At 29.3% G+C, this 13,018-nt stretch carries 14 protein-coding genes; 5 read left to right on the forward strand and 9 right to left on the reverse strand.

Annotated features, from left to right (window positions below):
- Window positions 1–17 precede the first annotated feature (17 nt).
- Window positions 18–1,622 (reverse strand): class I SAM-dependent methyltransferase, encoded by a 1,605-nt coding sequence (locus tag LXD69_RS17035; protein WP_246916256.1) that lies wholly within the window; start codon window positions 1,620–1,622, stop codon window positions 18–20.
- A gap of 713 nt (window positions 1,623–2,335) precedes the next feature.
- Between LXD69_RS17035 and LXD69_RS17040 the strand changes: the two genes are divergently transcribed.
- The 4 genes from LXD69_RS17040 to LXD69_RS17055 are packed head-to-tail and all read left to right on the forward strand — an operon-like array spanning window position 2,336 to window position 6,058.
- Entirely contained in the window at window positions 2,336–3,877 is a 1,542-nt protein-coding gene (locus LXD69_RS17040; protein WP_246916257.1) for a T6SS phospholipase effector Tle1-like catalytic domain-containing protein, read from the forward strand.
- A 1-nt stretch (window position 3,878) separates the two neighbouring features.
- Window positions 3,879–4,892, forward strand: a complete 1,014-nt coding sequence (locus tag LXD69_RS17045) for a DUF2931 family protein (RefSeq protein ID WP_246916258.1) — start codon at window positions 3,879–3,881, stop codon at window positions 4,890–4,892.
- 4 nt (window positions 4,893–4,896) lie between these two features.
- Window positions 4,897–5,916, forward strand: coding sequence for a DUF2931 family protein (locus tag LXD69_RS17050; RefSeq protein WP_246916259.1), 1,020 nt, complete (start codon window positions 4,897–4,899; stop codon window positions 5,914–5,916).
- A gap of 4 nt (window positions 5,917–5,920) precedes the next feature.
- Entirely contained in the window at window positions 5,921–6,058 is a 138-nt protein-coding gene (locus tag LXD69_RS17055; RefSeq protein ID WP_246916260.1) for a DUF2931 family protein, read from the forward strand.
- 114 nt (window positions 6,059–6,172) lie between these two features.
- Here LXD69_RS17055 and LXD69_RS17060 read toward each other — a convergent pair whose 3' ends face one another.
- From LXD69_RS17060 to LXD69_RS17095, 8 genes are all read right to left on the reverse strand, one after another.
- Entirely contained in the window at window positions 6,173–7,630 is a 1,458-nt protein-coding gene (locus tag LXD69_RS17060) for a MoxR family ATPase (RefSeq protein WP_246916261.1), read from the reverse strand.
- 19 nt (window positions 7,631–7,649) lie between these two features.
- Complete coding sequence (locus tag LXD69_RS17065) at window positions 7,650–8,066, reverse strand: hypothetical protein (protein ID WP_246916262.1); 417 nt, start codon at window positions 8,064–8,066, stop codon at window positions 7,650–7,652.
- A gap of 174 nt (window positions 8,067–8,240) precedes the next feature.
- Window positions 8,241–9,368, reverse strand: a complete 1,128-nt coding sequence (locus LXD69_RS17070; RefSeq protein ID WP_394799730.1) for a vWA domain-containing protein — start codon at window positions 9,366–9,368, stop codon at window positions 8,241–8,243.
- A 258-nt stretch (window positions 9,369–9,626) separates the two neighbouring features.
- Window positions 9,627–9,848: a hypothetical protein gene (locus LXD69_RS17075; RefSeq protein ID WP_045972251.1), complete on the reverse strand. Its 222-nt coding sequence runs from the start codon at window positions 9,846–9,848 to the stop codon at window positions 9,627–9,629.
- Window positions 9,817–9,984, reverse strand: a complete 168-nt coding sequence (locus tag LXD69_RS17080; RefSeq protein WP_161794167.1) for a hypothetical protein — start codon at window positions 9,982–9,984, stop codon at window positions 9,817–9,819. Before LXD69_RS17080 ends, LXD69_RS17075 begins: the two co-directional genes overlap by 32 nt.
- A gap of 2 nt (window positions 9,985–9,986) precedes the next feature.
- Complete coding sequence (locus LXD69_RS17085) at window positions 9,987–10,523, reverse strand: hypothetical protein (protein WP_246916264.1); 537 nt, start codon at window positions 10,521–10,523, stop codon at window positions 9,987–9,989.
- Window positions 10,523–11,056 (reverse strand): hypothetical protein, encoded by a 534-nt coding sequence (locus LXD69_RS17090; protein WP_246916265.1) that lies wholly within the window; start codon window positions 11,054–11,056, stop codon window positions 10,523–10,525. Before LXD69_RS17090 ends, LXD69_RS17085 begins: the two co-directional genes overlap by 1 nt.
- Window positions 11,056–11,958, reverse strand: a complete 903-nt coding sequence (locus tag LXD69_RS17095; RefSeq protein ID WP_246916266.1) for a hypothetical protein — start codon at window positions 11,956–11,958, stop codon at window positions 11,056–11,058. Before LXD69_RS17095 ends, LXD69_RS17090 begins: the two co-directional genes overlap by 1 nt.
- A 157-nt stretch (window positions 11,959–12,115) precedes the next feature.
- Here LXD69_RS17095 and LXD69_RS17100 point away from each other — a divergent pair, with 157 nt between their 5' ends.
- A complete protein-coding gene (locus LXD69_RS17100; RefSeq protein ID WP_246916267.1) occupies window positions 12,116–13,015 on the forward strand; it encodes an SIMPL domain-containing protein in 900 nt (299 codons plus the stop codon).
- The last annotated feature ends 3 nt before the right edge of the window (window positions 13,016–13,018 follow it).

Below are 13,018 nucleotides of genomic sequence, written 5' to 3' on the forward strand. Positions count from 1 at the left end.
TAATTTCAGTCAACGGGTTATCCTTTTAATAGATTTATACTTACTGTTGCATAATCTGTATTTGGAAATTTCTTAAACGATAAAGGTTCTGGAAATAGTCCTACTTCAGAAGCTACATTGTGCAAAACATCTATTTCAACTATAAACTGGTCTGAAAAGCCATGTGTAGCATCATAAGCTGTAGCGGCTGTTTTTCCTAAATTATTAGCTGTTAATTGAGGCGAAATTGTATGCAATTCAATAATCAGTAATCCATATTGTTTTACATAGGGAGCCCATTTTTTTAAATGAAGTGCTAAATTTTCTTCGACGTCATTGTTTGAAATTCGTTTTCCTCTATGTGTAAATGCTCCTGTTGAAGTACTTATTCTTTCTTTGGTAAAAGTTTCTGGTTCTTCCCAAATACGATTGTGATCTAAAAAAGTACGCACATTAAGTAAATCTTTTAAATCTATATTATAGTTTTCTTGAAGGTCTTTCGCTAAAAGATCAGGTCTTCCAATGTCTCCCCAAATCACTTTTGCCCAAATGTCTGCTTTAATTAAATTAGCTCTTGTTACTTTTAATGCAGCCTGATTGTAATCGGCTCCTACTAAAAACAACGGATAATCGTCGAGCATTTTTCCTCGTAATGTTTGTCTTTCTATAACTTCAAAAATATGCTGTAGAAAAGCTCCATTACCACAACCCATGTCTAAAATTCCTTTAGGTTGTTCATTTATTGGTTTATTAAAAAGTTCAATGATAATATCGTCTATTACTTTAAAATAAGTAGCATGTGCTCCACCACTTCCCCAAACATTCATTTCTCTATTTACATGAATTTCATCTTCATTTTGTGCTATATCTCTTAGATCTGCTGGATTTCCAAATAATAAAGTATCTAGGTTTTTAAACATTGGTAAATAGGACACTGTTACGCCATAAGCAGTAGCTCTTTTTGCGAAAAACAGCCCTGTTTCTGTAAATTGATAATTTCCTTTTTTTTCTGTAAACCAACCTAAATATGTAAAGAAATTGAGTATTACTTTAAAAATTTCTGGTTCTTTATGAAATTCTTCTGCTCTAAAAGACGTTTCCATAAAGTATTTATGAAACATTCCTGTCATTCCTAAACTTACAATTATAGGTGCTACAAGATACCCTTCTATGTGTCCTAAAATTTGTTCTTGAATGGCTTTTTCTTCTGAATTAGTTGAAAATGTTATATTAAAGTGTTCTTTATATTTTATAAAAATAGCTTCTAACTTAGTTATAGCATTCGTTGCAATACGAACCGAAGTGAAGATTTGTGTTTCTTTTAATAAGGTAACAACATCTTCATAAAGTGGAAATAATGAAAAAGCATAGCTACTTTTTTCATTGGTATTTATTGTAATTTTATTTGTATTATTGTCTACTTGATAATTTAGAAATCCTTGTGATGCGAGTGTTCTTAGTGCTACATTAAGATAGCCTTCATTTACTTGAAATTTTGTAACTAATTCTGCTAATTGAACTTCTTTTTTTTCTATTAAATAAGAACAAATTTCTTTTTTATATAATGTAAATGCAACTGGAGCTGTTACAATTCCATCTAAATGTTGAAATATTCTTTGACGACATTCTTTTTTTTCAGTCATGTTATTTTTTTGTTGTTCTCAAATTTAAAAAAAATGCGTTGAAAATTTATCTATTAACTTTTTTATTTTCTTTATTATAATCTATTTAGTCGATTCTTTTTTCATTATTTAAAATGGTTTCTTAAAATCGATAGTTTATTATTATTAGAGAGAAATATTATTTTTAAATTTAGCGAACTAAAAAGACGTAAAAACACAGTACAATTAAGATTCAAATGTTTCTTGATTCTTACCCTCTATTCTATTCTTTCTTAAAACATTAAATGACAAACAAATTTATGTTTCGAGAAGACTTAAGGCAGCAACTATAAACACTTTTAGCAGTATAAAACCAATTGGATAAAAGTTACCTCAACTAATTTAGATTGTTTAGGTTTATTTCTTAATGAAAACTTTACAATAGTAAAGTTTAGTGATAAATCAATGTTAAAGCAATTACAGTTTTTCTGTACTTTTTGTTAAATTTAAAAAAATATAATTTTAACCTAATACGCTTTTCTATTTTTGTGTATAGAATGTTCCTACAAAATTCAGTATTGCAACATTACAAAGCAGTAAAACCGTTGAGTTTAATAGTACAAAAAAGTCTAAAAAATTTTTAAAGAAAAACTATTACAATTCACAAAAAACAATATATATAGCGATTAAAATTTAATATATAAGGTTACAATTGCGAGCTTAGATATAATATCTCTAATAAAAAATAATTTCAGATGGCAACAAACATTAGTTTTGGAGGTTATTCTCCTCCACCACCTCCAAATGGAATAGTCAATATAAGAATTGGTGTATTTCTCGATGGAACCATGAATAACAGAACCAATACAAATGCTAGATTAGGAAAAGAAGGAGATAAAGGAAATAAAGCCTATAAAAAATATAGTGGAAATGATAGTTATGAAAACGACTGGTCTAATGTTGCTAGACTGGAAACTGCATATACTAAAAAAACGGATAAGTTTATATCTAAAATATATATTGAAGGAATTGGAACTGAGGATTTTGACAGAGATAGTTCTTATTTTACAAAAGGAGCAGGTGGAGCCTTTGGAGCAGGTTCTACAGGTATAGTGGCTAAAGTGAAAAAAGGATGTGAAAAGGTAGTAGAAGTAATTAAAGAGCTAAAAAAGGATAATAATGTAAAAATTATTTATTTAGATGTTTTTGGTTTTAGTCGTGGTGCTGCTGCCGCTAGAAATTTTGTCTACGAAGTAACGAAAGATAAATACAAACCAATTGAAGCATGGGTTGAAAATAATGATGGTACACGAGATTTAGAAAAACGAGATAGCCATGGAGGTAAAACAGACCTAGATATGTTACCAAAATATGGTCATTTAGGTTTGAAACTAACAGAGATGGGAATTGATGTAAATGATGTACTTGTTAAAGTGCAATTTGTAGGTTTATATGATACTGTTTCATCTTATGACCCTAATACAACAGGAGCGTTTAAAGATTTTGAAAATGATGTTGAAGAATTGCATTTGAATGATATTAGAAAAGCAGCCAAAGTATTTCAATTAGCGGCTGAAGATGAGCATAGAACAAATTTTATGCTCACAAGTGTAAAAGCGGCTGGAGGAAGTGAATATTCTTTACCTGGAGTACACTGTGATATAGGAGGAGCTTATGTTCATGATTCGCCAGACAATGTTCAACTACTGGATTTTGATAATACTGTTTTTGATGGCTATAGTGATGAAGAATGGGACACCGTATTGAATAATGATTTAAATAATTTGATTACGCAGGGTTGGTACAAAGAAGGAGAAGTAGTGAGACCTAATAAATGGCATGAAACGTATGGAAATAGACCAAATATCAGTAATAGATATAGTTTTGTGCCACTGCACATTATGGGCGAAAAAGTATTTGACTTTCAAAAAGAGGTGATGAATGTAGATAAACTAAATAAAAATTTCCCTCTTCCTGATGGCACTGAAGACACAAAATACCCACTTGATTTAACAAAAGTAAAGAAACGATTAGATGACTATATTTCAGGAGAAAAACCTAAAATGACATATTATACTAATGCACAGATAGAGTTGTATAGAGCGCAACTAGCAAACAAAAAGATGACAACAGAAAAATTTAATTTAATAGTAAACGACCACAATATGTTATTAGAATTGAGAAATAAATATTTCCATTGGTCCGCAAAATTTGGAGAAGTTGGGCTAGGTCCTAATTATGAATTTACAGATAAGTTTACTATTCGCAGATTTAGAAAAACAGCAAAAAATTCATAACATGAAAAATAACATATATTATTTAATAATACTAATAATATTTAATTCCTGTAAAACAACTATGGAAGAAAAATTTGAATGGTTACCTACAGAAAGTGCACCAAAATTATACCCAATGGAAATTTATAATGGTCACCTTTTTTTTGAAAATGGTAATAGTATTTATGTGCCTTGTTCAGGAATGGCTTATGATGGATGGGGAAATATTGGGTCAACTCATGTGGTAGGAGATGATTTTAAGCCAGTACCCGTTAGATTAGAGGTTACATGGGCTTCTTTCGTTGAAAACAAATTTTATACAGGGAATTGGGCATTACCCAAGGAAAAAATGACCAAACTTTTTAAAGAAGGAGTGGTAAATTATAATACTAAGAAAAGGAGTAGATATTCCAGAATTATTGTTGGTTTAGCACCAGGAGGTGTAGCTGTTGTTTGGATGTATGGTGAAGGGAATCAGGTAGAAATAGGTCGTTATCAAGCAAAAGAAACTCAAGTAGCTATGAAAGACTTTGTTCCTAATAACCCGAAAATTTCTCAAGAAGAGTATATGGATCTTAGTAAAGAATTACCCGAAGCTATAGAAAACATCAAACAAAAAGGAGGAATAGAGTTTGGACTTTGGGATACCTATCGTAAAAAGTATAATTGGAGAACCAATATTGATATTCCTAATTATACTTTTGAGAAAATTGCTATAGAAATGTTTAATGGAGAAAGAGAAACTTTGTTTGATGAACCACTTTTAAAAAACGAATTTAAAGAAAGAGCTATTCCTGATTACTTATCATTTATAATTACAAATCCAAAAGGAAAACATTATGTGTTTGAGTTTAAGAATATAGACGAAACCGAAATATTCAATTTATTCAAACAAGTAGATGCTACAAAACCGATAGAGATTGTTTTAAAAATGAATGAAGATTTAAGTAATCGCAGGTTAGTTTTCAAACAAGAGGATAAGGAATTTCCTATTACAAAAATAGATTTAGACAACATGTGGGAATATAAAAAATAAGATATTGAGAGTCACAATTATTAAATACCTATTCTTTGTAAGTTTAGTTTTGGCTTCCTGCACAACCACTATGGAAGAAAAATTTGAATGGTTGCCCTCAGAAAGCGCACCAAAGTTATACCCAATGAATATTTATAATGGCCATCTTTTTTTTGAAGACGGCAATAGTGTTTATATCCCTTGCTCAGCCTTAGCTCATAGTGGCTGGGGTAATGATGGGTCAACTCATGTGACAGGAGATGATTTTAAACCAGTACCTGTCAGATTAGAGGTTACATGGGCTTCTTTCGTTGAAAACAAATTTTATACAGGGAACTGGGCATTACCCAAGGAAAAAATGACAAAGCTCTTTAAAGAAGGAGTGGTAAATTATAGGACTAAAAAAAAGAAAACATATAATCAAATTATAGTAGGCTTAGCACCAGGAGGCGTTGCCGTTGTTTGGATGTATGGTGAAGGGAATCAAGTAGAAATAGGTCGTTATCAAGCAAAAGAAACGCAAGTTGCTATGAAAGATTTTGTCCCTGGAAATCCAACAATTTCTCAAGAAGATTTTATGGATTTGACTGAAATTTATCCAGAAGCTATAGAAAATATCAAACAAAAAGGAGGAATAGAGTTTGGACTTTGGGATACCTATCGTAAAAAGTATAATTGGAGAACCAATATTGATATTCCTAATTATACTTTTGAAAATAGTTCTATGGAAATGTTTAATGGAGAGAGAGAAGATTTGTTTGACGAAGCACTTTTAAAAAACGAATTTAAAGAAAGAGCTATTCCAGATTACTTATCATTTATAATTACAAATCCAAAAGGAAAACATTATGTCTTTGAATTTAAGAATATAGACGAGACTGAAATATTCAATTTATTCAAACAAGTAGATGCTACAAAACCGATAGAGATTGTTTTAAAAATGAATGAAGATTTAAGTAATCGCAGGTTAGTTTTCAAACAAGAGGATAAGGAATTTCCTATTACAAAAATAGATTTAGACAACATGTGGGAATATAAAAAATAAGATATTGAGAGTCACAATTATTAAATACCTATTCTTTGTAAGTTTAGTTTTGGTTTTCTGTACAACCACTATGGAAGAAAAATTTGAATGGTTGCCATCTGAAAGTGCACCAAAATTATATCCAATGGAAATTTATATTTAAAAGATGGTGGAAGTGTCTATATTTCAACTTTTGTAGCAGCAATATTGGGCTATAATAGCTTCTTTTTTCTAGAAACTCCACCACCTTCAATGATATAAATGACTTACTTAAAAATTATAATCTACTCAAAAAATTGCTGTATAAATCTTTGTATTGATATCCTGTTTGAAAACGGTTTTTAGACAATTTTTCGTGTTCTACTAATCCCCAAAGAATAAATTCTTTTAAAAAATATTTGTCTTCTTTTGAAAATTCAGGTTGGTATTTTTGAATTATATTTTCTAATGGTAGGACAGCATCTAGTGTTTTTTGATATTGATCATTTGTAAAATGATCTAATAATTCAAAACCACTTTCTGCAAAGAACCATTCTAATAGTTCAGTATAAGCATTTTTCTCTTCTTCGCGTTCTAATTTTTCAATCTTTGGAAAATAGTTTGGAAATAATGTCTTAATGGCATCACCTATTAAATATTGCGCTACTATTGCTGCTCCTTCTTGTTCTCCTTCATATACTAATTCTACTTTTCCTGTTATAGCAGGAATAATACCCATAAAATCGGATAAGCGAACGGTTGTTTTATCTTCATCTGCCAATAAAGTTCTTCTTTCTGCTGTAGAAATCAAATTTTCATAAGCTGTAATACTTAATCGTGCCGAAACTCCGCTTTTTATATCTACATATTCACTTTCTCTTGCTTCAAATACAATTTGTTCTAAAACATCTTTTGCTAAACTAGGTACATAAACTGTTTCATGTTGGTTTTTATCTAGTTTTATTTCTTGTTCTGTAATTGTTTTGGCAATCTCAATACTTTCTGGATAATGTGTTAATATTTGAGAGCCTATTCTATCTTTTAATGGCGTTACAATACTCCCTCTATTAGTATAATCTTCTGGGTTTGCAGTAAATATAAACTGAGCATCTATTGGCAATCTTAATTTAAAGCCTCTAATTTGAATGTCTCCTTCTTGTAAGATATTAAACAACGCTACTTGAATGCGTGCTTGCAAATCGGGTAATTCATTAATAACAAAAATACAACGATGTGCACGCGGAATCATCCCAAAGTGAATGACACGTTCGTCTGCATAATTTAATTTTAAATTAGCTGCTTTAATTGGATCCACATCACCTATTAAATCGGCAATAGTTACATCTGGTGTTGCTAATTTTTCATAGAAACGTTCACTTCTGTGTAACCAAGTAATTGGAGTTTCATCTCCTTTTTCTTTAATTAACTCTTTAGCAAAACGAGAAATTGGATTTAATGGATCATCATTTATTTCCGAACCTTCCACAACTGGAATGTATTCATCTAGCAATTCAATCATTTTACGAGCTAGTCTGGTTTTGGCTTGACCACGAAGTCCTAATAAATTAATATTATGACGTGATAAAATGGCTCTTTCTAATTCTGGAATTACTGTATTTTCAAATCCGTGAACACCTTCAAAAGTAGTTTCTCCTGATTTTATTTTGTTTCTTAGATTCGTTCGTAATTCGTCTTTTATATTTTTAGATTGGTATCCTGATTTTTTTAATTCGCCTACTGTTTTTATGTTTTTCATTATATGATTTTATATTGTATTATTTTTCTTTTTTTATTCTTTGATATGCTAATTTATTTTGGATTTCCCTAGTTGCTTTATTGAATACTTCCATTCCTTCTCTATACCCTGTTGGTAATGAACATTCTCCTATATATTGATACAATTCTTTAGTTTTCAAATAGTCTTTATTTTTTTCTTGAATACAATTATAACTATCATAGCCATTTTCTAAATAAAAGAAAGTGCCTTCGTTCCCTAATATTGTTGCCATTTGTTTCAATCTATCAAATATTTGAGTTCTTACGGCTGTAAAATCAATATTTTCTTTCACATGATGCGTGATTTCTAATGTGATTAAACATTCCCAAATAGCATTTAATTCTAAACCTTTAAAGATTGGATAATCTGGAAGTACTGGTTCTGATAACTCAAAACGCCTATTGTAAATTTCCATTTCAAAAGAAAGAGAATCCTTTTGACAAAAAACTATGTTTGAGAGTAGTATTAAAAAAAATAGAAGAAATTGCTTCATTTAAATGTATTTTTAAAATATATTAAAGTGTTCTCTATGTTCTCGAATATTTAATATAAACTGACTAATTACTATGGATTAATTATTAATCCTTTTTTACCTAATCTTCTTCTTCCTATTATTCTCATAATCTTCAAAAATCATTTCGCCGAGTCCTTTTAAACCCGTGTAAAATGCTTTTCCTTGATTGGCTTCGGTAAAATAATTGACAAATTGTTGCAAATAAGGATCACGAGCAATCATGAAAGTAGTAATTGGAATGTGCAATTTTCGTGCTTGAGCTGCCTGATTATAGCATTTATCTACAATATATTGGTCTAAACCGTTACTATTCATGTAATATTCTCCGTTTTTCTCACGCACACAACTTGGTTTTCCGTCGGTTATCATGAAAATTTGCTTATTGGTATTTCTTTTTCTTCGCAGAATATCCATTGCTAATTGTAATCCTGCAACTGTGTTTGTATGATAAGGTCCAACTTGTAAATAGGGTAAATCTTTTATTTTTATAGTCCAAGCATCGTTACCAAATACTAAAATATCTAATGTATCTTTTGGATAACGAGTTGTGATGAGTTCGGCTAAAGCCATTGCTACTTTTTTGGCTGGAGTAATTCTATCTTCTCCATAGAGAATCATACTGTGTGAAATATCAATCATTAACACTGTACTCATTTGAGATTTATGGTGATTGTCTTCTACAACCAAATCGCGTTCGGTTAGTTTAAATTCCCCTACTCCATTGTTAATTTGAGCATTTTTGAGACTTTCTGTAAGTGAAATTTGCTCAACTGAATCACCAAACTGAAATTCTCTCAAATCGCCAGTTTGTTCGTCTCCTTTTCCTGATTGTTTGGTTTTATGATTTCCCGAACCTGCTTTGTTAAGGTTGCCGAAAATTTGTTCTAAAGCATGCTGACGAATGGCTCTTTCTGTTTTTGCAGTAATTGCCATTCCTCCAGATCCATCGGGTTTTATTTCATCCTTAATGTATCCTTTTTTCTTTAAATCTTCTATAAAATCATCAATAGTATATTCAGGAGTAGTCAATTGGTATTCTACATCTAATTGTCGTAACCAATCTATAGCTTCATCAAAATCGCCTGAAGTGTGCGTAATTAGTTCCTGGAAAATAGGAAATAATTTTTCAAATGGAGTTTTAAATGGTGCTTCATATTTAGTAAACTGAAACCCACTTGTAATGCTATTCTTTTTCATTGACATAAAGATACATAATCTTATAAGTCAATGTAAATAACAAGTATTAATTTTTAGTTAAAGGAATAATCTTTGAGGTAAAATTATTTAAAATACTAGTTAGTTCGAGTTCTTTTATGTGGCAAAACGAAACTAAACTTTTCGATACGCTTCTCACTCCTATAATAAAAAACAACTCAAAACTAATGAAAAATTTTTATCAAAAACTAATTACATCTAACGGATTAAAAAAGCATAATTTGAAGCTGTATCTAAGTAAATTATCTATTCCGCAGAATTTAATTTTACTTGTAAATGTTTTAGAAGAACTTGATATTTACTTAATTCTACTAGAAACTTGTCATCTTTTGTAGTATCTAATAAATCATCGATTTCATCACTTATTTTGACTAATTTATTATTAGCTGTCTTAAATTCTTTAACTGCCATAGCATCAATTACGATTTGAATTTCGTTATGAAGGTGTATTAGTTGTTCCTGATTCATTTGGGTTTAGGTTAAATTTATTGAGGATGGCTTTCTTTTTTGCTTTTAATGCTGCTTTTGCTTCGTTTTCACGATTTTTTTTGGCATCCACTTTTTTCTTGTGTGCTAATCTATTGTTTTCATTTCTTCTTCCCATTCTTAGCTGTAATTTTGTTTAATCTTTATGAATGTATCTTCTGTTTGAATTAATTGATTTACTATTTCTTTTCGAAGGTCTTCAATACTTTCAAATATAAGATATTTTGCCCAGTTTTCTTCTAAAAGTATTTCTCTTATTGTTTGGATTCTTTTTGCTGTTATAGCTGCATTTCTAAGGATGTATTTATCATTGTAATTTGGATTTTCTTTATGTTGAAAATGAACTTCTTTTGTTTCCCAATTTACTTCTATATAATATAATTTTTCATGTTCATTATTTGGATAAAAATCGGTCCAATTTGCATATCCAATTCTTTTAATCTGATTTACTGTTTTGTTTTTCGAATGTAATCTCCATCTACAGTTTGCTGCTCTTCCCCAATGGTTTGAAACTCTATATACTCCTTCTGCTGTAAAATAATAGGCGCTTCCTGATTTGCTTTTGTAACTCAAATTTAATTTTTCTACTATATTATTTTCAACTTCTTGAAAAACGCAAAAAGTGTATTTGTGAAAATTGTACTTATTATATTGCATTAAAATTCGCCTAATTTTAGTTGCCAAACATTCTTTTGTGTTGTTCCAAAGTTTTTTATACTTGGAAAAAAATATACTTTTTGATGTATTTTATATTGTTTGTTTTCTTCATTTTTCACTTGTAAATCATAATGAATAAGGAAGAAATTACCGTTTGAATCCATTTCTTTTTTAAAGTTTGATGTTTCAAAATGAGTTGATGTGTTTTTGAACTTTTCTAGGAGTTCTTGCATTGTTTTTTTTACTTCATTTCCTTCAACAATGTCGGTTAAAATTAAATTTTGATTTAGAAATATGGCTTCAATGTTTGCTTTTATTTCGTTTTTTACATTCGCATTTGAAGTTTGTGCATATAAATTTAGATAACTATAGAAATCTTCTATTTTTTCAACAGCACCATCTTGATAAGCTACTATTGAAGTTTCTGAAAAATTTGCTAGAATGCTGTTTTTATTGCTTACTATTTTTGCATTACTATTTTGTGATATTGCAAAAAATGGAATACAAAAAAATAGGTATATTATGTTTTTCATTATCGTTTTACTAATCGGATGAATATAATTTTATTTTCTGTGTTTTTTTTGATTTCCACTATTTGCAATTGTTTCAACGAAGGTGTTGGAATAATTACTTTTTGAGAAAACTCTTCTTTATTAAAATATTCGGCTCCTAAATTATTTTGTAACATTACTATAACTTCTACATTTTCGTCTAAAATTTTGTCTAACTGTTCTTTTCTTGTTTGCCAGTCTTTTATATCGCTTTTTATAAAACCATGTAGAATATTTGCATAATCATTTGGTTCTAATACTACTTTTTTAATTTCGGGTGTCTTTTGTAAATCAACTATTCTTTCTTCATAAAAAGGACCTTTTACTATTACTTTTGCGTTCTCTTTTACTTCTATCTTAGAGTTTTCAATAGCAATTTCTGTTAAAACAGAATCTTCTACTACAAATGCTTTTGTGGTTTGTGAAGAAATAGAATCGTTGCTATACTTTTCGTTTAATTCTATTGTTTTTGTTTTGTTTTCAGATTGTTTTGTTCTCCAAAAAAGGAATAAAAACAAAACTATAATTGCGAAGCCTAATATCCAATATTTTGTTTTACTTGGAGCCTTGTTTTTCTTTTGAACTTTTTTTGTCTGATTTAAAAAAACGAATTTATATTCGTTCCAAGTTTCTTTGCCTACATATTGTGAAAAAATATCCAACATGTCTTTTCTTGGCAATTTTTCATTAGTTTCTGGTTTTAAATGAGTATAAATCCATTTTTCGCTTACACTATTTTTTGTATTTTCCTGAACATCATCAATAAGATTTAAAATATCTTGTGAACTGAAACTTTTCCAATTTCCATCAAAATACGGATAGCGTTTTTTATAGTGTTCTAAAACACTTTTCTTCAATTCATAAAACACTTCAATATCTGTCATAAATCTTTTGTAAAGCTACTTTTATCTTAAAAATTCATACTGTAAAACTCCTGTAAATGTACTGAAAAAACATTACAATGTATATGCAGTGTGTTTACCATTGCACATTTTAAAATGAACAATATGTTTGCTGCATAAACTTTAAAAAATTATAAAAATGAAAAATTATGTATCGTTTTTGCTTGTTCTTTTAAGTATTACTACACAATCTCAAATTAGTGGAAATCGAATTTATGAATCAAATTCTACTTCTCATTATGGTTCTTCTAAGAATAGTTTTAAAAACACAATTAGTATAAATGATAATCTTCTTACGGTGTCTATAAAAGTACTTTTAAATAATAAGGCCGATTCTTTTACACTTGTTTTAGGAACTAATGAAGAGGCTGAAACTGTTTCTGAATGTAATACTATATTAAATAAAAGAATCAATGGTTTTACTCATGATTTACACAACATGAATATAAAAAAGGAAGATATTTATGTTGATTTTATATCGCAAACAAAAGTATATGATTACAACATTGCTGCTACTAAAGCAAATGAGTATCAGAAAGGATATGAAATAAAAAAGAACATTATTATTTCAAGTAAGAACTTAGCCGAAATTGAACGTATTATTACTCTAGCGTCAAAATATGCTATTTATGATGTTATAAAGGTAGATTATTATAATGATGATATAATGGATATTCATTCTAATTTGTTTGAAGAAGCCATGAAAATTGCGAAACATAAAAAAGACCTTTACATTAAAACATTTAAAAAGAAAATTATAGGCACTCCAAATGCTTCGGAAGACTTTTTAATCTTTTTTCCGCAATCTCAATATAAAAAATATCAAGCATTTGAAAGTGCTGAAATAGAAACGTATTATAGAAATTTAAGTCAAAATCAAAATTTCATAAAAAAGTTGGCTCGAAAAAACACGACTTTCTTTTATGATGGCATTGATACCCATGATTTTGATAAAGTAATTAATATGGCAAAATCAGAAGTTGGAATTCAATATGCGCTTACTCTAACTGTTTCTTATAAGATTGACACTTCACTATAAATT

The organism is Flavobacterium sediminilitoris (genome assembly GCF_023008245.1).
In the GTDB taxonomy this organism is placed as follows: Bacteria; Bacteroidota; Bacteroidia; order Flavobacteriales; family Flavobacteriaceae; genus Flavobacterium; species Flavobacterium sediminilitoris.

Coding starts and splice junctions, on each gene's coding strand:
- LXD69_RS17065 (WP_246916262.1), bottom strand. CDS start 8,066: ATGGAAATTTACAATAGGCGTTTTGAGTTATCAGAACCAGTACTTCCA.
- LXD69_RS17060 (WP_246916261.1), bottom strand. CDS start 7,630: ATGAAAAACATAAAAACAGTAGGCGAATTAAAAAAATCAGGATACCAA.
- LXD69_RS17080 (WP_161794167.1), bottom strand. CDS start 9,984: ATGGGAAGAAGAAATGAAAACAATAGATTAGCACACAAGAAAAAAGTG.
- LXD69_RS17085 (WP_246916264.1), bottom strand. CDS start 10,523: ATGCAATATAATAAGTACAATTTTCACAAATACACTTTTTGCGTTTTT.
- LXD69_RS17100 (WP_246916267.1), top strand. CDS start 12,116: ATGAAAAATTATGTATCGTTTTTGCTTGTTCTTTTAAGTATTACTACA.
- LXD69_RS17090 (WP_246916265.1), bottom strand. CDS start 11,056: ATGAAAAACATAATATACCTATTTTTTTGTATTCCATTTTTTGCAATA.
- LXD69_RS17035 (WP_246916256.1), bottom strand. CDS start 1,622: ATGACTGAAAAAAAAGAATGTCGTCAAAGAATATTTCAACATTTAGAT.
- LXD69_RS17045 (WP_246916258.1), top strand. CDS start 3,879: ATGAAAAATAACATATATTATTTAATAATACTAATAATATTTAATTCC.
- LXD69_RS17070 (WP_394799730.1), bottom strand. CDS start 9,368: ATGTCAATGAAAAAGAATAGCATTACAAGTGGGTTTCAGTTTACTAAA.
- LXD69_RS17040 (WP_246916257.1), top strand. CDS start 2,336: ATGGCAACAAACATTAGTTTTGGAGGTTATTCTCCTCCACCACCTCCA.
- LXD69_RS17095 (WP_246916266.1), bottom strand. CDS start 11,958: ATGACAGATATTGAAGTGTTTTATGAATTGAAGAAAAGTGTTTTAGAA.
- LXD69_RS17075 (WP_045972251.1), bottom strand. CDS start 9,848: ATGAATCAGGAACAACTAATACACCTTCATAACGAAATTCAAATCGTA.